This is a genomic window from Escherichia sp. WS1265, from assembly GCF_046487585.1.
GTDB lineage: Bacteria > Pseudomonadota > Gammaproteobacteria > Enterobacterales > Enterobacteriaceae > Escherichia > Escherichia coli.
The window spans coordinates 84,201-107,761 of record NZ_JBJQJE010000016.1 but is presented as its reverse complement, the minus strand read 5'-3'; the positions used below and the strand labels follow the sequence as shown (position 1 = coordinate 107,761).

Sequence of the window (23,561 nt, the reverse complement as noted above, 5' to 3'; positions counted from 1 at the left end):
GGCAATTCGCCGCGTTTTTTATGCCTGACGAATTGCCTGTTCAACCTCAAAGCGATTCGTCACTTTGCTGTCGATTTTCACATAAGCTGAATGTTCTTCTTCTGCAATCAACACTTCTTTGACGCCTTCAGTTTCCAGCAAACGCACTTTTAACGCTTCGTTTGCGGCAATGTCCGCCGGGATTTCAATGCGCAAGCTGCTGACATACGGCGGTTCTTTCATGGTACTGGCGACTGCCAGCCACACTGCGGCCAGCATTGCGCCAGCGAGAAATACACCCTGACCGTCAAACATGCCGTCAATCCAGCCACCCAGCGAACCGCCAATCGCCACGCCAAGAAACTGGCTGGTGGAGTAAACACCCATCGCCGTACCTTTGTAACCTGCAGGCGACTCTTTACTGATAAGTGAAGGCAGAAGGGCTTCCATCAAATTAAACGCCACAAAGAAAAGCTGCACGCCGACCACCAGTTGCCAGAACTGCGTTTGTGCGTTCCACAACACAATTTCCGCAACCACGATCAACCCGACGCAGAAGACAAAGACTTGCTTCATTTTGCGCTTAACTTCAGCGTAGATAATGAAAGGCACGACCGAGCCAAAGGCGATTAACATCGTCGCCAGGTAGACCTTCCAGTGTTCAGCGGCTGGAAATCCCGCATCAGCCAGTTGTCCGGGCAGGGCAACAAACGTCGACATCAGCAAAATATGCAGACACATAATGCCAAAGTTGAGTTTCAGCAGCCGCGGTTCCGCCAGCACTTTACTGAAACTGCCTTTCACCATTCCGGACTCACGATTAAGTACGTGAGTGCTACTGTTGGGCACAACCCAAATGGTCAACGCAATGCCGGTCGTTGCCAGAATAGCGATCATCCAGAACAGCGCGTGCAGCCCAAGTTTGTGAGTGATGATCGGGCCAAGCACCATCGCAATGGCAAAGGTAATGCCAAAGCTCACGCCGATAAACGCCATTGCTTTGGTGCGGTTTTGTTCGCGCGTGAGATCGGAAAGCAGCGCCATAACGGCAGCGGCAATCGCACCGGAGCCTTGTAGCGCCCGGCCCAGAATAATTCCCCAGATGGAGTCAGAGAGCGCAGCGATAACGCTACCGGCGGCAAACACTGCCAGCCCACCGACAATTAATGGTTTGCGACCAATGCGGTCGGAAAGCAGGCCAAACGGAATCTGAAAAACGGCCTGAGTCAGACCATAAATACCAATGGCAATACCGATTAATGCTTCGCTGGCACCTTGCAGAGCCATGCCGTACGTGGTCAGAACCGGCAGAACCATGAACATGCCCAGCATGCGCAACGAGAATACGGTCCCTAAACCCCAGGTCGCGCGTCGCTCACCTGGCGTCATTTTATAATCGTTCATTACCACCTCTGTTTTAAATTCGCGACTAGTGTAAAGCGGCAAACGAATGGGGTAAACATGCGGATTTTTTAGTAAATATTTCGAGAGGGATATGATTCTAATGCTAAGAAAAAAGGTGCCGTAGCACCTTTTTAATAGAGAGATTGTGTTACCACACAGCAGCCAGCAGCGTATGCGAGTCCGGCACCATAAAATCAACGGACATCATCACCGAGAGGGCAGTGATGGCGATGATAGAGAAACCGAACAGCTTGCGCGCCCAGATTCTGTCATCAGCAACTTTATAACCGCGCAGAGCCATGCCTAACCACCAGACGCTCACCGCCGCGGCGACTACCAGATATTTATACCCAGCGTAACCGCCAAGAGAGAGCATCAGCGTGGCAACGGCAAAGGCGATGATATACAGCGTGATGTGATTCTTCGCCACCGAAATGCCTTTTACCACTGGCAATACCGGAATGTTTGCCGCCTGGTAATCCTTAAAGCGGAAAATGGCGATGGCATAGGAGTGAGGCATCTGCCACAGACTGAAGATAGCAAGCAGGATCGCTGCGCCACTATCGAACTCGCCGGTTACTGCACAGTAGCCGATCACCGGCGGCGCAGCGCCGGAGAGCGAACCAATCAATGTGCCGTAGACTGAGTGGCGTTTCATGTACAGGCTATAAACGCCGACGTAAACCACAAAGCCCATCACCCCCAGCCAGCAGGCCAGCGGATTCGCGCCAAACCACAGCAGCATAAAGCCAGCAATACCCAGCAAGGTGGCGTACACCAGCGAGACAGCAGGAGAGATCAGGCCTTTAACCAGCACCCGATTCTTCGTCCTTTCCATCTTTCTGTCGATATCCCTGTCGATGTAGTTGTTAAACACACAACCCGACGCCACAACCAGTGACACCCCAACCAGCGTGTAGATAAACAGGGGATAATCAATGCTGCCCTTTGAGGCCAGCAGGAATCCCCCAATCACCGAGATCAGGTTGCCAAAGATGATGCCTGGTTTCGTTACTTGCAGGTATTGCTTAAACATCATAACCGCCGCTCTTAGTGCATCATCATGTTGTAGTTGAGGTTCCACATAATCCAGATGGAGCCTACAACCAGGATAGCGATGATTAGCACGGTGAAGACAAACGCCGTCATGTTCCAGCCTTCATCTGATTTGGTATTCATGTGCAGGAAGCACACCAGATGCACCAGAACCTGTACCACTGCCATTGCCAGGATTGTTCCCAGAATTACGGCCGGAGAGGCAGCTCCTGTCATCACCATCCAGAACGGAATCACCGTCAGAATGATCGACAGGATAAAGCCTGTCATGTAGGTTTTTACGCTGCCATGGGACGCGCCGCTGTGATCGGTAGAATGACTCATTACATCGCCCCCATCAGATAAACAACAGTGAACACACAGATCCAAACCACATCCAGGAAGTGCCAGAACAGGCTCAGGCACATGATGCGGGTACGGTTAGTGCTGGTCAGGCCGCGACGGGCGATTTGCACCATCAGCACCGCCATCCAGATAAGACCGGAAGTGACGTGCAGACCATGCGTGCCGACCAGCGCAAAGAACGCTGACAGGAAGCCGCTGCGATCCGGACCCATGCCGTTAACAATCAGGTGATGGAATTCATAGATTTCCATCCCGATAAATCCAGCACCAAACAACCAGGTCAACGCCAGCCAGGAGATAACCTGGCTTTTGTTGTTTTTGTACATGGCGATAGCCGCCATGCCGTAGGTGATGGAGCTGAACAACAGCAAGAAAGTTTCAACCAGAACGAACGGCAGTTCGAAAATGTCCTTACCTGTCGGGCCGCCTGCGGTGCCGTTAACCAGAACGGCATAGGTAGCAAACAGGATAGAGAACAGAATGCAGTCGCTCATCAGGTAGATCCAAAATCCGAAGATTTTGGTTCCGCCTGCATCGTGGTGCCCGTGTTCGTGCGCGTGGGCAGTCGCGTGCGTCAAAGTATCAGTTGCCATTTTTCAGCCCTGCCTTAGTAATCTCATCGAAATGCTGGTTTTCCAGTTTTTCGATTTCTGCCACCGGCACGTAGTAATCCACGTCCTCGTCGAAGCTTTTCACGATCCAGGTGATGATCATGCCTGCGAAGCCAACAATCGCCAGCCACCAGATATGCCAGATCATGGCGAAACCGAAGATGGTGGAGAAAGCTGCAATGACGATACCTGCACCGCTGTTTTTCGGCATATGAATTTCTTCATAGTGGTCAGGCTTTTTGTACGCTTCGCCTTTCTCTTTCATTTCCCAGAATGCATCACGCTCGTGAACGTGCGGCACAACGGCAAAGTTATAGAACGGAGGCGGGGAAGAGGTTGCCCACTCCAGCGTACGGCCACCCCACGGGTCGCCAGTCAGGTCACGGTTCTGGTCGCGGTCACGAATAGAAACGTACATCTGAATAACGAGGCAGAGAATACCCAGCGCAATCAGTACTGCACCGCTGGCTGCAATCATCAGCATGGTGTGGAACTGCGGGTCAATCTGCTGGCTCAAACGACGGGTCATGCCCATGAAGCCCAGCGCATACAGTGGCATAAAGGCAACGAAGAAGCCGATGATCCAGAACCAGAACGCGCGTTTACCCCAGGTTTCGTTCAGTTTGAAACCGAACGCTTTAGGCCACCAGTAGGTCATCCCTGCGAAGCAGCCGAAGACCACGCCGCCGATGATCACGTTATGGAAGTGCGCAATCAGGAACAGGCTGTTATGCAGAACGAAGTCCGCGCCCGGTACTGCCAGCAGCACGCCAGTCATACCGCCTACCGAGAAGGTGACGATAAAACCGATGGTCCACAGCATCGCAGAATGGAACACGATGCGGCCCTGATACATGGTGAACAGCCAGTTGAAGATCTTCACCCCGGTCGGGATGGCGATAATCATGGTGGTGATACCAAAGAAGGCGTTTACGTTCGCGCCCGCACCCATCGTAAAGAAGTGGTGCAGCCAGACGATGAACGACAGCACGGTGATACAGACGGTTGCCCATACCAGCGAGGTATAACCAAACAGACGTTTACGCGAGAAGGTTGCCGCAATTTCGGAGAACACACCGAAAACAGGCAGGATCAGGATGTAAACTTCCGGGTGGCCCCAGGCCCAAATCAGGTTGATGTACATCATCATGTTGCCACCCATATCGTTGGTAAAGAAATGGGTACCCAGATAGCGATCCAGGGTCAACAACGCAACGGTAACCGTCAGAATTGGGAAGGAAGCAATAATCAGTACGTTCGCGCACAGTGATGCCCAGGTAAATACTGGCATCTTGAACATGGTCATGCCCGGTGCGCGCATCTTCAGAATGGTAACGAAGAAGTTGATACCGGTAAGCGTTGTACCTATACCGGATAGCTGGAGACTCCATATCCAGTAATCGACACCGACTCCCGGACTGTACTCTATTCCCGATAGCGGTGGATAGGCCAGCCAGCCGGTCTGCGCAAATTCGCCCACGCCGAGAGAAACGTTAACCAAAATCACACCAACAACGGTAAACCAGAAGCTTAGGTTGTTGAGGAACGGGAACGCAACGTCACGCGCGCCGATCTGCAGCGGAACCACCAGGTTCATCAGACCGATAACGAAAGGCATCGCCACGAAGAAGATCATAATCACGCCGTGCGCGGTGAAGATCTGATCGTAGTGGTGAGGTGGCAGGAAGCCCGCTTCGCCCGCAGAGGCAAGGGCCTGCTGGCTACGCATCATAATGGCGTCAGCAAAACCACGCAGCAACATCACAATCGCCACGATGATATACATGATACCGAGGCGTTTATGGTCGACGGAGGTCAGCCACTCTTTCCACAGGTAGGTCCACTTACCGAAGTAAGTGATCAGGCCAACGAGCGCCAGACCTCCCAAAATAATGCCAGCGATCGTAACCATGACGATAGGTTCATGGAACGGGACTGCATCAAGTGATAATTTTCCGAACATCTTTATTCTTCCTCAACCCCTTTAATGGGCGGATTCCGCGTGGCTCATGTCCATGCCTTCCATACCTTCGTGTGCGCTGTGCTCACCTTCTGGCTGGGTCATGTCCATGCTCTTACCGTGAGCCATAAACTTGTTAATCACATCAGCAAACAAGTCTGGTTTCACGTTGGAGAAATATTCCACCTGGTTGTATTCGCTAGGCGCGGCCAGTTTTTCGAACGCTGCCATGTCAGACATGGTGTTCGGCGACTGTTTCGCTTTTGCGACCCACTGGTCGAATGCGGCGCGATCCGGTGTTGCAATAGCTTTGAACTTCATGCCTGAGAAGCCCGGGCCGCTGTAGCTGGCGGAGATACCGTCATAAGTACCGGGTTCGTTGGCGATCAGATGCAGGCGAGTCTGCATACCGGCCATGGCATAAATCTGGCTACCCAGACGCGGAATGAAGAAGGAGTTCATCACGGAGTTGGAGGTCACTTTGAAGTACACCGGAGTGTTCGCCGGGAAAGCGATTTCATTCACGGTAGCAATGCCCTGTTCCGGGTAGATGAAGAACCATTTCCAGTCCATGGAAACCACTTCGATGGTAATGGGCTTCTCGTCGTGTGCCAGCGGCTTGCTAGGCTCAAGAGCGTGAGTGGTTTTCCAGGTCAGTACCGCAAGGAAGATGATGATTAAGATAGGTACCGTCCAGACCACAGCTTCCACTTTATTGGAGTGTGACCAGTTCGGGCTGTACTTAGCATCTTTATTGCTCGCACGATACTTCCAGGCGAAACCAACAGCCATCAAGATTGCGGGAATAACGACAATCAACATCAGGCCAAATGCCGTCAGTATCAGTGAACGTTGCTCCAGACCAATCTGTCCTTTGGGATCTAACAGCGCAGAATTACAGCCACTGAGCAATACAGTGCCTGCAAATAATGACAACCATCCCAAACTTTTATTGTATTTCCTGAGTCTCATTTAACGACCTCAATTCCACGGGATCTGGTGGCGTTTAAAGTGTGTGGGCATTTTACGGGAAGGTTACATTACTGTAAACATGATTAAATTCCTGTTACTTGGATTTGGCTTACAGGTCACATATGTTGCAAAACATATCAGGTTGATTTTAAGAAGCTGTTGCAAAAGGGCGTTATAACAAAAGGGGAGTGCAGAAGGAGTCTGGGCGGGCAATTGGTATAACCAATGCGGAATAAAACAATTATTTAACAAATAATTATCATTAAGATGACAACTTGGTGGTGAGAAAATAAAGACTCATTAGCTGAATCGTGTAAGAAAAATAGAATTCATAAATGGCGTCAATAATTTCCAGACGCTAAGCCGCACAAAAGAACAAATATTAATAAGCGATGCTGATGTTTATTTAGCCGTAATAATTACGGCGAGTGATTACTACAGCTAAATAATATTTACAGATTACGTCAGATGCGTTTTTCGTAGCGCCAGATAATCCAGCAAACCACCAAGCACGACGCCAGAAAGGGCGACTAAAACCCCGACTTCCAGCAGAGCAGGCAGGAAAGAGAAGTGCGTCAAATCCAGCGCGTCCATCGTCAACAGCAGTAACCACACGGCCAACAGGCTGATGCCCGCCGCCAGTGTCCACATGGCAAAGGCATAACCTGCCGGATATTCGGTACGGGAGATAAAGTTGTCATTTACTCGTGTATATTCAAGCGTCTGGCGACAAACCAGCAGCAAAATAAGCCCTGGTACGGCAGCGGCGACGGAGAACAGATAGAATGTCGACCAGCCGTGTGCTTCAACAAACCAACCCGCCACGGGGCCGACATAAACTCGCCCTACAGCAGAAAGCGCTGAGAGCAGGGCAAATTGAGTAGCGGAAAATGACTTATTACACAGCGTCATTAACAGCGCGACAAAGGCTGATGTACCCATCCCGCCACAGAGGTTTTCGAAAAAGACGGCTGCGCCCATGCTGTAGAGATGCTTATCAGTAATCGACAGCAGCCAGTAACCGGCGTTAGATGCACCTTGTAAAATGCCGAAAATCAGCAGTGCACGGAACAGCGACAGGCGCTGCATCAAAATCCCACCGTACAATGCGCCAACAATGGTCGCCAGTAAGCCAAGCGTTTTGTTAACCACGCCTACTTCACCTGCATCAAACCCGACGCCGCGAATTAAAAACGTGGTTGTCAGGCTCATGGCGAATGCGTCGCCCAGCTTATACAGCACGATAAGAAGCAAAATAAGCCAGGCATTATTGCGACCAAAGAAATCGCGCAGAGGTGCAACAACCGCTTGTTCCAGCGTTTTGGGCACAGGAATGGTGTCGGTGGGTTCTGGTGCAAGTAACGTCGCGATAATACAGGGGATCAACAGCGCCGCCATCAACCAGTACATGCCCTGCCAGCCCAGCCATTTATCTGCCAGCCACAGGGCTAAGCCGCCGGAAACCAGCATCCCTAAACGGTAACCCAGCACGCTGATTGCCGCGCCCGCACCACGTTCTTCTGCCGGGAGCACATCGGTTTTCCACGCATCGAAGACAATATCCTGGGAGGCAGAGCAAAAAGCGATCACCACTGCCAGTGCCGCCATCCAGCGGAGTTGGGTGCCAGGTTCGAGAAAACCCATCGCCGCAATGGCGACTAATAACAGGATTTGCGTGGCGAGCAGCCAACCGCGCCGCCGCCCAAAAAATGGGGGCGTGTAGCGGTCCATCAGCGGTGACCAGAGGAATTTAAAAACGTAAGCCTGGCCTACCAGAGAGAAGAAACCAATGGTTTTGAGATCGATATTCTCGACCGTCATCCAGGCCTGTAAGGTGCCGGACGTCAGGGCGAGCGGTAGCCCGGAAGCAAAACCCAGGATCAGCAATATGGCTGAACGCGGCTGTTGAAAAATACGTAAATATTGACTGGACATGGGCGTCTACAGGCCCGGCTTGCACCGGGCCAGAGGGCAGAAATTAACGCGCGTTCTGCTTGATGAATTCGTGGATGCTGGTGTCCTGAGACATATCAGCGATGGTATCGGTCAGCACACTGTTAACCGCATCGGCGATATTTTTGTTGGAGGCCTGGAACGCACCTTCAACGTTGTAGCTGGCACGATAGTTCTTGGTCATTTTGTTGCCATTCTGCGCGGTAGCGATGATGGCGATATCCGCTTTGGTCGCGATGTTATAGCGCACGTTGCCCTGGGACACATCAGCATACAGTTGGCTAACGATGATTTGCAGATTAACCGGGCCATTCGGACCAACCATGTAACCACGCGCGGTCATCTGTTTTTCCAGCACTTCTTGCAGCAGGAAACGCAGATCGCGGGAGGCGGTCAGGGTAACGATTTGATTATCGCGGGTGACTTTTGCCAGCGCCTGATCGGTACGCTGATCGGCACCATTAATGCTTACGGTGACGCCCATCAGGCTTGGATCCTGCTGTGGCAGTGTCATCGTCGGTGAAACTTCAATAGTTGTTGGCGGTTTTGCGCATCCTGCAAGCATAAACAGAGCAACTAACGGGAAGAGGATTTTTTTGAACATGTTCGGGCTCTCAGAGACTCTTAAGCGTGTTTGGTAAAAATTCCCGCCATCATAACATTGCCAACGGCGAGGGGAAGTGGGTAAGGCATGTAAATTCATCATGTTGACGAAATAATCGCCCCTGGTAAAAGAAACGCTGATGCGAGGCCTGTGTTTCAATCTTTAAATCAGTAAACTTCATACGCTTGACAGAAAAACCAGGACGAAACCTAAATATTTGTTGTTAAGCTGCAATGGAAACGGTAAAAGCGGCTAGTATTTAAAGGGATGGATGACATCTCAGCGTTGTCGGAGGAGATATTTCATGATGATACGTGAGCGGATAGAAGAAAAATTAAGGGCGGCGTTCCAACCCGTATTCCTCGAAGTAGTGGATGAAAGCTATCGTCACAATGTCCCAGCCGGCTCTGAAAGCCATTTTAAAGTTGTGCTGGTCAGCGATCGTTTTACGGGTGAACGTTTTCTGAATCGTCATCGAATGATTTACAGTACTTTAGCGGAGGAACTCTCTACTACCGTTCATGCGCTGGCTCTGCATACTTACACTATTAAGGAGTGGGAAGGGTTGCAGGACACCGTCTTTGCCTCTCCTCCCTGTCGTGGAGCAGGAAGCATCGCGTAAAAACGCATTTGCAACTGTCGGCGCTTTTCCAGTATGTTGCTAAAGATTTTATGAAAAACGGCCTGCGGGCCGTTTTGTTTTGTCTGGATTTTGCGCTTATTGCCCAGCATTCAGACGAAAATTGCCCGGGAATTGTGAAAAAATACGCGACAGCGCGCAATAACCGTTCTCGACTCATAAAAGTGATGCCGCTATAATGCCGCGTCCTATTTGAATGCTTTCGGGATGATTCTGGTAACAGGGAATGTGATTGATTATAAGAACATCCCGGTTCCGCGAAGCCAACAACCTGTGCTTGCGGGGTAAGAGTTGACCGAGCACTGTGATTTTTTGAGGTAACAAGATGCAAGTTTCAGTTGAAACCACTCAAGGCCTTGGCCGCCGTGTAACGATTACTATCGCTGCTGACAGCATCGAGACCGCTGTTAAAAGCGAGCTGGTCAACGTTGCGAAAAAAGTACGTATTGACGGCTTCCGCAAAGGCAAAGTGCCAATGAATATCGTTGCTCAGCGTTATGGCGCGTCTGTACGCCAGGACGTTCTGGGTGACCTGATGAGCCGTAACTTCATTGACGCCATCATTAAAGAAAAAATCAATCCGGCTGGCGCACCGACTTATGTTCCGGGCGAATACAAGCTGGGTGAAGACTTCACCTACTCTGTAGAGTTTGAAGTTTATCCGGAAGTTGAACTGCAGGGTCTGGAAGCGATCGAAGTTGAAAAACCGATCGTTGAAGTGACCGACGCTGACGTTGACGGTATGCTGGATACTCTGCGTAAACAGCAGGCGACCTGGAAAGAAAAAGACGGCGCTGTTGAAGCAGAAGACCGCGTAACCATCGACTTCACCGGTTCTGTAGACGGCGAAGAGTTCGAAGGCGGTAAAGCGTCTGATTTCGTACTGGCGATGGGCCAGGGTCGTATGATCCCGGGCTTTGAAGACGGTATCAAAGGCCACAAAGCTGGCGAAGAGTTCACCATCGACGTGACCTTCCCGGAAGAATACCACGCAGAAAACCTGAAAGGTAAAGCAGCGAAATTCGCTATCAACCTGAAGAAAGTTGAAGAGCGTGAACTGCCGGAACTGACTGCAGAATTCATCAAACGTTTCGGCGTTGAAGATGGTTCCGTAGAAGGTCTGCGCGCTGAAGTGCGTAAAAACATGGAGCGCGAGCTGAAGAGCGCCATCCGTAACCGCGTTAAGTCTCAGGCGATCGAAGGTCTGGTAAAAGCTAACGACATCGACGTACCGGCTGCGCTGATCGACAGCGAAATCGACGTTCTGCGTCGCCAGGCTGCACAGCGTTTCGGTGGCAACGAAAAACAAGCTCTGGAACTGCCGCGCGAACTGTTCGAAGAACAGGCTAAACGCCGCGTAGTTGTTGGCCTGCTGCTGGGCGAAGTTATCCGCACCAACGAGCTGAAAGCTGACGAAGAGCGCGTGAAAGGCCTGATCGAAGAGATGGCTTCTGCGTACGAAGATCCGAAAGAAGTTATCGAGTTCTACAGCAAAAACAAAGAACTGATGGACAACATGCGCAATGTTGCTCTGGAAGAACAGGCTGTTGAAGCTGTACTGGCGAAAGCGAAAGTGACTGAAAAAGAAACCACTTTCAACGAGCTGATGAACCAGCAGGCGTAATTTACGCAGCATAACGCGCTAAATTCGCACAAAGGCCCGTCACCGCCAGGTGGTGGGCTTTTTTTTGTCATGAATTTTGCATGGAACCGTGCGAAAAGCCTCTTTCGGTGTTAGCGTAACAACAAAAGATTGTTATGCTTGAAATATGGTGATGCCGTACCCATAACACAGGGACTAGCTGATAATCCGTCCATAAGGTTACAATCGGTACAGCAGGTTTTTTCAATTTTATCCAGGAGACGGAAATGTCATACAGCGGCGAACGAGATAACTTTGCACCCCATATGGCGCTGGTGCCGATGGTCATTGAACAGACCTCACGTGGTGAGCGCTCTTTTGATATCTATTCTCGTCTACTTAAGGAACGCGTCATTTTTCTGACTGGCCAGGTTGAAGACCACATGGCTAACCTGATTGTGGCGCAGATGCTGTTCCTGGAAGCAGAAAACCCAGAAAAAGATATCTATCTGTACATTAACTCCCCAGGCGGGGTGATCACTGCCGGGATGTCTATCTATGACACCATGCAGTTTATCAAGCCTGATGTCAGCACCATCTGTATGGGCCAGGCGGCTTCGATGGGCGCTTTCTTGCTGACTGCAGGGGCAAAAGGTAAACGTTTCTGCCTGCCGAATTCGCGCGTGATGATTCACCAGCCGTTGGGCGGCTACCAGGGCCAGGCGACCGATATCGAAATTCATGCCCGTGAAATTCTGAAAGTTAAAGGGCGTATGAATGAACTTATGGCGCTTCATACGGGTCAATCATTAGAACAGATTGAACGTGATACCGAGCGCGATCGCTTCCTTTCCGCCCCTGAAGCGGTGGAATACGGTCTGGTCGATTCGATTCTGACCCATCGTAATTGATGCCAGAGGCGCAACTGTGCCGCTATACTTATCCAGGGCGGCACAACGCTGTAAGCGGCTTGCGCCTGAGAATGGCATTTGCGTCGTCGTGTGCGGCACAAAGAACAAAGAAGAGGTTTTGACCCATGACAGATAAACGCAAAGATGGCTCAGGCAAATTGCTGTATTGCTCTTTTTGCGGCAAAAGCCAGCATGAAGTGCGCAAGCTGATTGCCGGTCCATCCGTGTATATCTGCGACGAATGTGTTGATTTATGTAACGACATCATTCGCGAAGAGATTAAAGAAGTTGCACCGCATCGTGAACGCAGTGCGCTACCGACGCCGCATGAAATTCGCAACCACCTGGACGATTACGTTATCGGTCAGGAACAGGCGAAAAAAGTGCTGGCGGTCGCGGTATACAACCACTACAAACGTCTGCGCAACGGTGATACCAGCAATGGTGTCGAGTTGGGCAAAAGTAACATTCTGCTGATCGGTCCGACCGGTTCCGGTAAAACGCTGCTGGCTGAAACGCTGGCGCGCCTGCTGGACGTCCCGTTCACCATGGCCGACGCAACCACGCTGACCGAAGCCGGTTATGTGGGCGAAGACGTTGAAAACATCATTCAGAAGCTGTTGCAGAAGTGCGATTACGACGTACAGAAAGCGCAGCGCGGGATTGTCTACATCGATGAAATCGACAAGATTTCTCGTAAGTCAGACAACCCGTCCATTACCCGAGACGTTTCCGGTGAAGGCGTACAGCAGGCACTGTTGAAACTGATCGAAGGTACGGTAGCTGCTGTTCCACCGCAAGGTGGGCGTAAACATCCGCAGCAGGAATTCTTGCAGGTTGATACCTCTAAGATCCTGTTTATCTGTGGCGGTGCGTTTGCCGGTCTGGATAAAGTGATTTCCCATCGTGTAGAAACTGGCTCCGGCATTGGTTTTGGCGCGACGGTAAAAGCGAAGTCCGACAAAGCAAGCGAAGGCGAGCTGCTGGCGCAGGTTGAACCGGAAGATCTGATCAAGTTTGGTCTGATCCCTGAGTTCATTGGTCGTCTGCCGGTTGTCGCAACGTTGAATGAACTGAGCGAAGAAGCTCTGATTCAGATCCTCAAAGAGCCGAAAAACGCCCTGACCAAGCAGTATCAGGCGCTGTTTAATCTGGAAGGCGTGGATCTGGAATTCCGTGACGAGGCGCTGGATGCTATCGCTAAGAAAGCGATGGCGCGTAAAACCGGTGCCCGTGGCCTGCGTTCCATCGTAGAAGCCGCACTGCTCGATACCATGTACGATCTGCCGTCCATGGAAGATGTCGAGAAAGTGGTTATCGACGAGTCGGTAATTGATGGTCAAAGCAAACCGTTGCTGATTTATGGCAAGCCGGAAGCGCAACAGGCATCTGGTGAATAATTAACCATTCCCATACAATTAGTTAACCAAAAAGGGGGGATTTTATCTCCCCTTTAATTTTTCCTCTATTCTCGGCGTTGAATGTGGGGGAAACATCCCCATATACTGACGTACATGTTAATAGATGGCGTGAAGCACAGTCGTGTCATCTGATTACCTGGCGGAAATTAAACTAAGAGAGAGCTCTATGAATCCTGAGCGTTCTGAACGCATTGAAATCCCCGTATTGCCGCTGCGCGATGTGGTGGTTTATCCGCACATGGTCATCCCCTTATTTGTCGGGCGGGAAAAATCTATCCGTTGTCTGGAAGCGGCGATGGACCATGATAAAAAAATTATGCTGGTCGCGCAGAAAGAAGCTTCAACGGATGAGCCGGGTGTAAACGATCTTTTCACCGTCGGGACCGTGGCCTCTATATTGCAGATGCTGAAACTGCCTGACGGCACCGTCAAAGTGCTGGTCGAGGGGTTACAGCGCGCGCGTATTTCTGCGCTCTCTGACAATGGCGAACACTTTTCTGCGAAGGCGGAGTATCTGGAGTCGCCGACCATTGATGAGCGGGAACAGGAAGTGCTGGTGCGTACTGCAATCAGCCAGTTCGAAGGCTACATCAAGCTGAACAAAAAAATCCCACCAGAAGTGCTGACGTCGCTGAATAGCATCGACGACCCGGCGCGTCTGGCGGATACCATTGCTGCACATATGCCGCTGAAACTGGCTGACAAACAGTCCGTTCTGGAGATGTCCGACGTTAACGAACGTCTGGAATATCTGATGGCAATGATGGAATCGGAAATCGATCTGCTGCAGGTTGAGAAACGCATTCGCAACCGCGTTAAAAAGCAGATGGAGAAATCCCAGCGTGAGTACTATCTGAACGAGCAAATGAAAGCTATTCAGAAAGAACTCGGTGAAATGGACGACGCGCCGGACGAAAACGAAGCCCTGAAGCGCAAAATTGACGCGGCGAAAATGCCGAAAGAGGCAAAAGAGAAAGCGGAAGCAGAGTTGCAGAAGCTGAAAATGATGTCTCCGATGTCGGCAGAAGCGACCGTAGTGCGTGGTTATATCGACTGGATGGTACAGGTGCCGTGGAATGCGCGTAGCAAGGTCAAAAAAGACCTGCGTCAGGCGCAGGAAATCCTTGATACCGACCATTATGGTCTGGAGCGCGTGAAAGATCGTATCCTTGAGTATCTTGCGGTTCAAAGCCGTGTCAACAAAATCAAAGGACCGATCCTCTGCCTGGTAGGGCCGCCGGGGGTAGGTAAAACCTCCCTGGGTCAGTCCATCGCCAAAGCCACCGGGCGTAAATATGTCCGTATGGCGCTGGGCGGCGTGCGTGATGAAGCGGAAATCCGTGGTCACCGCCGTACTTACATCGGTTCTATGCCGGGTAAACTGATCCAGAAAATGGCGAAAGTGGGCGTGAAAAACCCGCTGTTCCTGCTCGATGAGATCGACAAAATGTCTTCTGACATGCGAGGCGATCCGGCTTCCGCACTGCTTGAAGTGCTGGATCCAGAGCAGAACGTAGCGTTCAGCGACCACTACCTGGAAGTGGATTACGACCTTAGCGACGTGATGTTTGTCGCGACGTCGAACTCCATGAACATTCCGGCACCGCTGCTGGATCGTATGGAAGTGATTCGCCTCTCCGGTTATACCGAAGATGAAAAACTGAACATCGCCAAACGTCACCTGCTGCCGAAGCAGATTGAACGTAATGCACTGAAAAAAGGTGAGCTGACCGTCGACGATAGCGCCATTATCGGCATTATTCGTTACTACACCCGTGAGGCGGGCGTGCGTGGTCTGGAGCGTGAAATCTCCAAACTGTGTCGCAAAGCGGTTAAGCAGTTACTGCTCGATAAGTCATTAAAACATATCGAAATTAACGGCGATAACTTGCATGACTATCTCGGTGTTCAGCGTTTCGACTATGGACGCGCGGATAACGAAAACCGTGTCGGTCAGGTAACCGGTCTGGCGTGGACGGAAGTGGGCGGTGACTTGCTGACCATTGAAACCGCGTGCGTTCCGGGGAAAGGCAAACTGACCTATACCGGTTCGCTCGGTGAAGTGATGCAGGAGTCCATTCAGGCGGCGTTAACGGTGGTTCGTGCGCGTGCGGAAAAACTGGGGATCAACCCTGATTTTTACGAAAAACGCGACATCCACGTCCACGTACCGGAAGGTGCGACGCCGAAAGATGGTCCGAGTGCCGGTATTGCTATGTGCACCGCGCTGGTTTCTTGCCTGACCGGTAACCCGGTTCGTGCCGATGTGGCAATGACCGGTGAGATCACTCTGCGTGGTCAGGTACTGCCGATCGGTGGTTTGAAAGAAAAACTACTGGCAGCGCATCGCGGCGGGATTAAAACAGTGCTAATTCCGTTCGAAAATAAACGCGATCTGGAAGAGATTCCTGACAACGTAATTGCCGATCTGGACATTCATCCTGTGAAGCGCATTGAGGAAGTTCTGACTCTGGCGCTGCAAAATGAACCGTCTGGCATGCAGGTTGTGACTGCAAAATAGTGACCTCGCGCAAAATGCACTAATAAAAACAGGGCTGGCAGGCTAATTCGGGCTTGCCAGCCTTTTTTTGTCTCGCTAAGTTAGATGGCGGATCGGGCTTGCCCTTATTAAGGGGTGTTGTAAGGGGATGGCTGGCCTGATATAACTGCTGCGCGTTCGTACCTTGAAGGATTCAAGTGCGATATAAATTATAAAGAGGAAGAGAAGAGTGAATAAATCTCAATTGATCGACAAGATTGCTGCAGGGGCTGATATCTCTAAAGCTGCGGCTGGCCGTGCGTTAGATGCTATTATTGCTTCCGTAACTGAATCTCTGAAAGAAGGGGATGATGTAGCACTGGTAGGTTTTGGTACTTTTGCCGTTAAAGAGCGTGCTGCCCGTACTGGCCGCAACCCGCAGACCGGTAAAGAGATCACCATCGCTGCCGCTAAAGTACCGAGCTTCCGTGCAGGTAAAGCACTGAAAGACGCGGTAAACTAAGCGTTGTCCCCAGTGGGGATGTGACGAAGTTCAAGGGCGCATCTACTGATGTGCCTTTTTTATTTGTATTCGGTGACTTTCTGCGTCTTGTGGGCTGACAATTGCCCCCGTTTCTTGTCACAATAGGCCTTTGCGCGCATCGATACGTTGCGTGAGGTACACAGTCATCTACAGCGGAGTGTTGTTACACCATGATGGACAGCTTACGCACGGCTGCAAACAGTCTCGTGCTCAAGATTATTTTCGGTATCATTATCGTGTCGTTCATATTGACCGGCGTGAGTGGTTACCTGATTGGCGGAGGCAATAACTACGCCGCAAAAGTGAATGACCAGGAAATCAGCCGTGGGCAATTCGAGAACGCCTTCAACAGCGAGCGTAATCGCATGCAGCAACAGCTGGGCGATCAATACTCTGAGCTTGCAGCGAACGAAGGCTATATGAAAACCCTGCGTCAACAGGTGCTGAATCGTCTGATCGACGAGGCGCTGCTGGATCAGTACGCTCGTGAGCTGAAACTGGGTATCAGCGATGAGCAGGTTAAACAGGCGATTTTCGCGACCCCAGCCTTCCAGGTTGACGGCAAATTTGATAACAGCCGCTATAACGGTATCCTCAACCAGATGGGGATGACCGCCGATCAGTACGCCCAGGCGCTGCGTAACCAGCTCACTACCCAACAGCTGATTAACGGCGTTGCCGGTACCGATTTTATGCTGAAAGGTGAAACCGACGAGCTGGCGGCACTGGTAGCTCAACAACGCGTGGTGCGTGAAGCGACTATCGATGTTAACGCGCTGGCGGCGAAGCAGCCTGTGACCGAACAGGAAATTGCCAGCTACTACGAACAAAACAAAAACAATTTCATGACGCCGGAACAATTCCGCGTGAGTTACATCAAGCTGGATGCCGCAACGATGCAGCAACCGGTTAGCGATGCGGATATCCAGAGCTACTACGATCAGCATCAGGATCAATTCACCCAGCCGCAGCGTACCCGCTACAGCATCATCCAGACCAAAACTGAAGATGAAGCGAAAGCGGTACTTGATGAGCTGAATAAAGGCGGTGATTTTGCTGCATTAGCCAAAGAAAAATCTGCCGATATTATCTCTGCTCGTAACGGCGGCGATATGGGTTGGTTAGAAGATGCCACTATCCCGGACGAACTGAAAAATGCTGGTCTGAAAGAGAAAGGCCAACTGTCTGGTGTCATCAAATCTTCGGTCGGTTTCCTGATTGTACGTCTGGACGACATTCAGCCAGCGAAAGTGAAATCGTTAGACGAAGTACGTGACGACATTGCGGCGAAAGTGAAACACGAAAAAGCCCTCGATGCGTACTATGCGCTGCAGCAGAAAGTGAGCGATGCGGCAAGCAACGACACCGAGTCTCTGGCCGGTGCAGAGCAAGCAGCCGGCGTTAAAGCCACTCAGACGGGTTGGTTCAGCAAAGATAACCTGCCGGAAGAGTTGAACTTCAAGCCGGTTGCCGACGCTATCTTTAACGGCGGTCTGGTAGGTGAAAACGGCGCGCCGGGCATCAACTCTGACATCATCACCGTAGACGGCGACCGCGCATTCGTGCTGCGCATCAGCGAGCACAAACCGGAAGCGGTGAAACCGTTGGCAGATGTTCAGGAACAAGTTAAGGCACTGGTTCAGCACAACAAAGCTGAACAACAGGCGAAAGTGGATGCTGAGAAACTGCTGGTTGATTTGAAAGCCGGCAAAGGTGCGGAAGCTATGCAGGCTGCCGGTCTGAAATTTGGCGAGCCGAAAACCTTAAGCCGTTCCGGTCGTGACCCGATTAGCCAGGCGGCGTTTGCACTACCACTGCCAGCGAAAGACAAACCGAGCTACGGTATGGCGACCGATATGCAAGGTAATGTGGTTCTGCTGGCGCTGGACGAAGTGAAACAAGGTTCAATGCCGGAAGATCAGAAAAAAGCGATGGTGCAGGGTATCACCCAGAACAACGCACAAATCGTCTTTGAAGCGCTGATGAGTAACCTGCGTAAAGAGGCGAAAATCAAAATTGGCGATGCGCTGGAACAGCAATAATCCTGAAGCCGCCTCGCAAAAAAATGCTTTGCAGCTGTAACAAGAAAAGGTCGCTTTCGCGGCCTTTTCCATTTCTGAACATTGCCATTTGTTTCCTGTTTTCACTGCCGTTAAGGTGATTCCACTGTTAACAAACAAGGAGAAAACAGTATGAAACACGGAATTAAAGCACTGCTCATTACCCTGTCCCTGGCCTGTGCCGGAATGTCTCATAGTGCTCTGGCGGCAGCTCCTGCGGCGAAACCGACAACGGTAGAAACCAAAGCGGAAGCTCCTGCAGCACAAAGTAAAGCAGCAGTACCGGCGAAAGCCAGTGACGAAGAAGGCATCCGGGTCAGCATTAATAATGCCAGCGCGGAAGAGTTAGCCCGCGCGATGAATGGCGTTGGCCTGAAGAAAGCGCAGGCGATTGTCAGTTATCGCGAAGAGTACGGTCCGTTTAAAACGGTGGAGGATCTAAAGCAGGTGCCGGGGATGGGCAATTCGCTGGTGGAGCGTAATCTGGCGGTATTAACCCTGTAATTAATTTGCATAGTGGCAATTTTTTGCCAGACTGAAGAGGTCATACCAGTTATGACCTCCGTACTTATAACAACAACGTAAGGTTCTCGCGCTATGCAAACACAAATCAAAGTTCGTGGATATCATCTCGATGTTTACCAGCACGTTAACAACGCTCGCTACCTTGAGTTTCTCGAAGAAGCCCGCTGGGATGGGGTGGAAAATAGCGACAGTTTTCAGTGGATGACGGCCCATAACATCGCTTTCGTGGTGGTCAATATCAATATTAACTATCGTCGCCCGGCGGTATTAAGCGACCTGTTAACCATTACCAGTCAGTTGCAGCAATTAAACGGTAAAAGCGGCATCCTAAGCCAGGTCATTACACTGGAGCCGGAAGGGCAGGTGGTAGCGGATGCGCTTATTACGTTTGTTTGTATTGATCTTAAAACGCAGAAAGCATTAGCTCTGGAAGGGGAATTGCGCGAAAAGCTGGAGCAGATGGTTAAGTAAACGTTTTGTGGTGCCGGATGCTCAAGCCGCATCCGGCGACACCCGGAATAATTACCTCAACCCGGTTTTCTGCTTCATCGCTGCCATCACCGTCGGTTTATCGGCCAGATAATGATTCAAACCATTGGCGCGTAAATTACATGCTGCGCAATGACCGCAACCGTCACCTTTAATGCCGTTATAACAGGTCAGCGTTTCGTTACGCACTAAATCCAGTTTGCCGTAATAATCAGCCAGCGCCCAGGTTTCCGCTTTATCAATCCACATCAGCGGCGTTTCAAAACGAATATCTTTCGCCATACCCAGACTGACGGCATGGTTCAGTGCTTTCACAAACTCATCACGACAATCCGGGTAGCCGGAGAAATCCGTTTCGCAGACGCCGGTAATGACGGCTTCTGCTTTTACCTGATACGCATATATCGCCGTCAGTGTCAGGAACAAAATATTACGCCCTGGGACAAACGTATTCGGGATGCCATCGGCTTCAGGTTCATAATCAGGCACCGGAATGCTGTCACGCGTCAGGCTACTGACCGCCAGTTCGTTGAGCAGTGTCACATCCAGCACTTTATGTGCACGAGCGCCCAGTTTCAGGGCCAGCTCGCGTGCCACGTCGATCTCTGCGCGATGCCGCTGACCGTAATCGAACGTTACGCAATGGACTTCATCATATTGTTGTAATGCCTGCACCAGACAGGTGGTGGAATCCTGGCCTCCACTGAACACAACGACAGCACGTTTCATAGATAATCCTGCTTGAACAATAAAAGCGTTATGGTAACGCCTGCGATTAACCCGGACCAGCTATTCATTGCGACGGCGCGGGAAGCCAGGCTTCGGTAAATTCAAACCAGCCGCGCGGTGTCAGTCGCACACCGTTCACGCCGGGAGGGGCACTAATGCGATAGTGATAGTTGAACAGCGGCGTCAGCGTCGCATCTGTCATTAACTGGCTAAAAACCGCTTTCAGGGCATTAAATCGGTTTTCTTCATCAGGCATTATTTGCACGGCATCCAGTGTCGATTGTAGATGTGCGTATGCTGGAGCGTCGAAAACATGTGGCCATAGTGGATCGCAACGCAGCCATTGCTCCAGGGTATATTCCGGTGCTTCGCCAATTAATCTGTCGCCCATCATGAGGTCTGCGTGTGCCAGTAGGGTCGTGTCGTCCCAGTTTTTTGCGTTATGAAAAATAATTGTGAGTTCACAGCCTTCCGCTGCCAGTGTCGCCTGTAGACGTTCTGCCATGGTATGAAGTTCTATCGGTAGGTGATAAACCAGCGTCAAGGTTTTCGGTAGTTTGACCTCATCCGGTACTTGCCATTGCGGAATAGTCCAGCCTGGCAGTAATGCATGACTGGCGGTGATCAGGTTTTCTCCGACTTCTAACGTTTGTAATAAACCGGATTGATGAATAATGGAGATCACTTTTCGCGCCTGCCAGAGGGACAGTCGGGGACTTTTGCGCAACGTTAAATAGCAAAAACCTAAACTGATGCCACTACTGACCTGGCTGACCCGTTGCAGCTCCTCCGGTTTGCCGATGGTGATTTGCACGGGATGCCGACAACTGGTTCCCAAATCTTTTTCGAAAAGCGGCGGAGTTATCCAGTACTCAACCGCTTTAAGCAGCGGATGACGTAAATGGTAATAATCATGGCTTTCCAGGCGCACCAGCTCCGCTGTGAATTGTGTTAAGCGAAAAGGACCCGTGCCGATCAGTGGGAATTGCGGATGCGCCAGATGGCTGCAATAGCTCGCCAGCCGGTGCGCAAGCCAGTAATCAGGGCGATGTAAAAAGAAGGTCAGACACTGCGGATGGGTGACTTCAATACGCTTCACGCTAATAAATAATTGATCCAGTGCTGGCAGTTGTAACAGCATCAATAATCGCTGGTGTAAGTGTGAGGCTTTTACTGCATCGCCGTTATGCCAGTGTAGGGTTGAACGAAGATAAAAGTCCCAGCGTAACCCGTCAGCAGAGGTTTCCCAGTGATGCGCTAAATCGCCAATCGGGCGCTGGGTATTATTATCGAAGCGGGTCAGGCCGGAAAATATCTGTCCGGCGAGATGCTGCTCGGCACGGCCGGGCAAAAAGCCCGGTTGTAGCGGTTCGAGCGGGCGATAGTATGGAATACGCAACGTGGGTGTATCGTTTTGCCATTGTCCGCCCATAAACGGCTGTAACAGAGTGCGCAGCTCACCTGGGGCCAGTTGCGCCAGCTCCAGCACATCTTGCTGCTTTCCGGTTTCCAGCGCCTGTTCCATCATCGTATTGCGTAGCGATTCTGGCGTGACCAGAAAGCGTAGTTGCCCGCGCTTTCCGCGTCCTGACTGCGCCTGCCACTCCAGCCATCCCGCCTCCTGTGCCTGGCGTAACAGCGTACGAACATGGCGTTCGCTGCAAAAACAGCGTTCGGCCAGTTCGCTGACGGTGACGGTTTGCGGCTTTCCGGCGGAAGGTTGCCACAGACGTTGATACTGGTTAAGACGGTTGAGCAGTCGCATATAAACCCGGAACAATATTATTTAACTATTCACTATTACTTCCGTATATATCAGGTGATACTCAATCACCATTAACCGTGTCACAGAGTGGAGAAAGAAATGGCTCGTCTGGCAGCATTTGATATGGATGGCACTTTATTGATGCCTGACCATCATTTAGGTGAGAAAACCCTCTCTACTTTGGCGCGACTGCGTGAACGCGACATTACCCTCACTTTTTCCACGGGGCGTCATGCGCTGGAGATGCAGCATATTCTCGGGGCGCTATCGCTGGATGCATATTTGATTACCGGCAACGGAACGCGCGTGCATTCTCTGGAAGGTGAACTTTTACATCGTGATGATTTACCTGCGGATGTCGCGGAGCTGGTGCTGTATCAGCAATGGGATACCCGAGCCAGCATGCATATCTTCAATGACGACGGTTGGTTTACCGGGAAAGAGATCCCTGCGTTGTTGCAGGCATTTGTCTATAGCGGTTTTCGTTATCAGATAATCGATGTCAAAAAAATGCCACTCGGCAGCGTCACCAAGATCTGCTTCTGTGGCGATCACGACGATCTTACACGCTTGCAGATCCAGCTATACGAAGCATTAGGCGAGCGTGCACATTTGTGTTTTTCCGCCACGGATTGCCTCGAAGTGCTGCCGGTGGGCTGCAATAAAGGCGCTGCATTGACGGTGCTGACCCAACATTTAGGTTTATCGTTGCGCGATTGCATGGCCTTTGGTGATGCGATGAACGATCGCGAAATGTTAGGCAGCGTCGGTAGCGGATTTATTATGGGCAATGCGATGCCGCAATTGCGCGCGGAGCTCCCGCATTTACCGGTGATTGGACATTGCCGAAATCAGGCTGTCTCTCACTATTTGACGCACTGGCTGGACTATCCACATCTACCTTATTCCCCCGAATAACGAGATCCCTTCCAGCACCGGGCAATTGCCCGGTTTTTTTTGCGTTGAATTTGTCATTTTGTGCCGTGGTGTTTAAACCGCACAGAATAAATTGTCGCGATTTCACCTTTAAAATAGAATTAAAAGAGAAAAAAATTCTCCGTGGAAGGGCTATGTTAGATAAAATTGACCGTAAGCTGCTGGCCTTACTACAGCAGGATTGCACCCTCTCTTTGCAGGCACTGGCTGAAGCCGTTAATCTGACAACTACCCCCTGCTGGAAGCGTCTGAAACGGCTGGAGGACGACGGTATTCTTATCGGCAAAGTCGCCCTGCTGGATCCGGAAAAAATAGGCCTCGGCCTGACTGCCTTTGTGCTGATAAAAACGCAACATCACAGCAGCGAATGGTATTGCCGCTTTGTCACGGTGGTTACCGAAATGCCAGAAGTGCTGGGGTTCTGGCGCATGGCCGGTGAATACGATTATCTGATGCGCGTCCAGGTTGCCGACATGAAACGCTACGACGAGTTTTATAAGCGTCTGGTAAACAGCGTGCCGGGGCTGTCGGACGTCACTTCCAGCTTCGCGATGGAACAGATTAAATACACCACTTCTTTACCCATCGAATAAATA

At 51.0% G+C, this 23,561-nt stretch carries 21 protein-coding genes; 11 read left to right on the top strand and 10 right to left on the bottom strand.

The window, feature by feature from the left end; all coding sequences use genetic code 11:
• Window positions 1-18: 18 nt before the first annotated feature.
• The 8 genes from ACJHX3_RS16600 to ACJHX3_RS16565 form a co-directional block, all read right to left on the bottom strand.
• A complete protein-coding gene (locus ACJHX3_RS16600) occupies window positions 19-1,383 on the bottom strand; it encodes an MFS transporter (RefSeq protein ID WP_001000955.1) in 1,365 nt (454 codons plus the stop codon).
• Window positions 1,384-1,531: 148 nt separating this feature from the next.
• Complete coding sequence (gene cyoE, locus ACJHX3_RS16595; protein ID WP_000971336.1) at window positions 1,532-2,422, bottom strand: heme o synthase; 891 nt, start codon at window positions 2,420-2,422, stop codon at window positions 1,532-1,534.
• An 11-nt stretch (window positions 2,423-2,433) separates the two neighbouring features.
• A complete protein-coding gene (locus tag ACJHX3_RS16590; RefSeq protein WP_000019869.1) occupies window positions 2,434-2,763 on the bottom strand; it encodes a cytochrome o ubiquinol oxidase subunit IV in 330 nt (109 codons plus the stop codon).
• Window positions 2,763-3,377 carry a cytochrome o ubiquinol oxidase subunit III gene (locus tag ACJHX3_RS16585; protein WP_000179819.1) on the bottom strand — a complete coding sequence of 205 codons (615 nt, stop codon included), beginning with the start codon at window positions 3,375-3,377 and terminating at the stop codon, window positions 2,763-2,765. Before ACJHX3_RS16585 ends, ACJHX3_RS16590 begins: the two co-directional genes overlap by 1 nt.
• The gene (gene cyoB / locus ACJHX3_RS16580; protein ID WP_000467180.1) at window positions 3,367-5,358 is read right to left on the bottom strand and encodes a cytochrome o ubiquinol oxidase subunit I; all 1,992 of its coding nucleotides are present in this window, start codon (window positions 5,356-5,358) and stop codon (window positions 3,367-3,369) included. The genes ACJHX3_RS16585 and cyoB overlap by 11 nt, the downstream gene beginning before the upstream one ends.
• Before the next feature lie 21 nt (window positions 5,359-5,379).
• The gene (cyoA, locus tag ACJHX3_RS16575) at window positions 5,380-6,327 is read right to left on the bottom strand and encodes a cytochrome o ubiquinol oxidase subunit II (protein ID WP_001239436.1); all 948 of its coding nucleotides are present in this window, start codon (window positions 6,325-6,327) and stop codon (window positions 5,380-5,382) included.
• Window positions 6,328-6,786: 459 nt separating this feature from the next.
• The gene (ampG, locus tag ACJHX3_RS16570) at window positions 6,787-8,262 is read right to left on the bottom strand and encodes a muropeptide MFS transporter AmpG (protein WP_000098434.1); all 1,476 of its coding nucleotides are present in this window, start codon (window positions 8,260-8,262) and stop codon (window positions 6,787-6,789) included.
• 43 nt (window positions 8,263-8,305) lie between these two features.
• On the bottom strand, window positions 8,306-8,884 hold the full coding sequence (locus ACJHX3_RS16565; RefSeq protein WP_000473501.1) for a lipoprotein: 579 nt from the start codon (window positions 8,882-8,884) through the stop codon (window positions 8,306-8,308).
• A gap of 304 nt (window positions 8,885-9,188) precedes the next feature.
• Here ACJHX3_RS16565 and bolA point away from each other — a divergent pair, with 304 nt between their 5' ends.
• From bolA to fadM, 9 genes are all read left to right on the top strand, one after another.
• Window positions 9,189-9,506 (top strand): transcriptional regulator BolA, encoded by a 318-nt coding sequence (gene bolA / locus ACJHX3_RS16560; RefSeq protein WP_000973448.1) that lies wholly within the window; start codon window positions 9,189-9,191, stop codon window positions 9,504-9,506.
• Window positions 9,507-9,849: 343 nt separating this feature from the next.
• Window positions 9,850-11,148 (top strand): trigger factor, encoded by a 1,299-nt coding sequence (tig, locus tag ACJHX3_RS16555; protein ID WP_001198386.1) that lies wholly within the window; start codon window positions 9,850-9,852, stop codon window positions 11,146-11,148.
• A 245-nt stretch (window positions 11,149-11,393) separates the two neighbouring features.
• The gene (gene clpP, locus ACJHX3_RS16550; protein ID WP_000122253.1) at window positions 11,394-12,017 is read left to right on the top strand and encodes an ATP-dependent Clp endopeptidase proteolytic subunit ClpP; all 624 of its coding nucleotides are present in this window, start codon (window positions 11,394-11,396) and stop codon (window positions 12,015-12,017) included.
• 125 nt (window positions 12,018-12,142) lie between these two features.
• Window positions 12,143-13,417 carry an ATP-dependent protease ATP-binding subunit ClpX gene (clpX, locus tag ACJHX3_RS16545; RefSeq protein ID WP_000130305.1) on the top strand — a complete coding sequence of 425 codons (1,275 nt, stop codon included), beginning with the start codon at window positions 12,143-12,145 and terminating at the stop codon, window positions 13,415-13,417.
• 187 nt (window positions 13,418-13,604) lie between these two features.
• Window positions 13,605-15,959, top strand: a complete 2,355-nt coding sequence (gene lon, locus ACJHX3_RS16540; RefSeq protein ID WP_001295325.1) for an endopeptidase La — start codon at window positions 13,605-13,607, stop codon at window positions 15,957-15,959.
• A 190-nt stretch (window positions 15,960-16,149) separates the two neighbouring features.
• Window positions 16,150-16,440, top strand: a complete 291-nt coding sequence (gene hupB, locus ACJHX3_RS16535; protein WP_254892905.1) for a nucleoid-associated protein HU-beta — start codon at window positions 16,150-16,152, stop codon at window positions 16,438-16,440.
• A gap of 191 nt (window positions 16,441-16,631) precedes the next feature.
• Window positions 16,632-18,503 carry a peptidylprolyl isomerase gene (gene ppiD, locus ACJHX3_RS16530; protein ID WP_000969372.1) on the top strand — a complete coding sequence of 624 codons (1,872 nt, stop codon included), beginning with the start codon at window positions 16,632-16,634 and terminating at the stop codon, window positions 18,501-18,503.
• A gap of 150 nt (window positions 18,504-18,653) precedes the next feature.
• Window positions 18,654-19,025, top strand: a complete 372-nt coding sequence (locus ACJHX3_RS16525; protein ID WP_094308354.1) for a helix-hairpin-helix domain-containing protein — start codon at window positions 18,654-18,656, stop codon at window positions 19,023-19,025.
• Window positions 19,026-19,118: 93 nt separating this feature from the next.
• A complete protein-coding gene (gene fadM / locus ACJHX3_RS16520; RefSeq protein WP_053877762.1) occupies window positions 19,119-19,517 on the top strand; it encodes a long-chain acyl-CoA thioesterase FadM in 399 nt (132 codons plus the stop codon).
• Between the two features lie 51 nt (window positions 19,518-19,568).
• On the opposite strand, the gene queC is transcribed toward fadM, so the two are convergent.
• Both queC and ACJHX3_RS16510 read right to left on the bottom strand, forming a co-directional pair.
• A complete protein-coding gene (gene queC, locus ACJHX3_RS16515) occupies window positions 19,569-20,264 on the bottom strand; it encodes a 7-cyano-7-deazaguanine synthase QueC (protein WP_000817245.1) in 696 nt (231 codons plus the stop codon).
• Window positions 20,265-20,328: 64 nt separating this feature from the next.
• Window positions 20,329-22,029, bottom strand: coding sequence for an SgrR family transcriptional regulator (locus ACJHX3_RS16510; protein WP_001238251.1), 1,701 nt, complete (start codon window positions 22,027-22,029; stop codon window positions 20,329-20,331).
• Between the two features lie 99 nt (window positions 22,030-22,128).
• Between ACJHX3_RS16510 and cof the strand changes: the two genes are divergently transcribed.
• The gene (gene cof / locus ACJHX3_RS16505; RefSeq protein WP_057698921.1) at window positions 22,129-22,947 is read left to right on the top strand and encodes an HMP-PP phosphatase; all 819 of its coding nucleotides are present in this window, start codon (window positions 22,129-22,131) and stop codon (window positions 22,945-22,947) included.
• Window positions 22,948-23,099: 152 nt separating this feature from the next.
• On the top strand, window positions 23,100-23,558 hold the full coding sequence (decR, locus tag ACJHX3_RS16500) for a DNA-binding transcriptional regulator DecR (protein WP_000884589.1): 459 nt from the start codon (window positions 23,100-23,102) through the stop codon (window positions 23,556-23,558).
• Window positions 23,559-23,561: the final 3 nt, after the last annotated feature.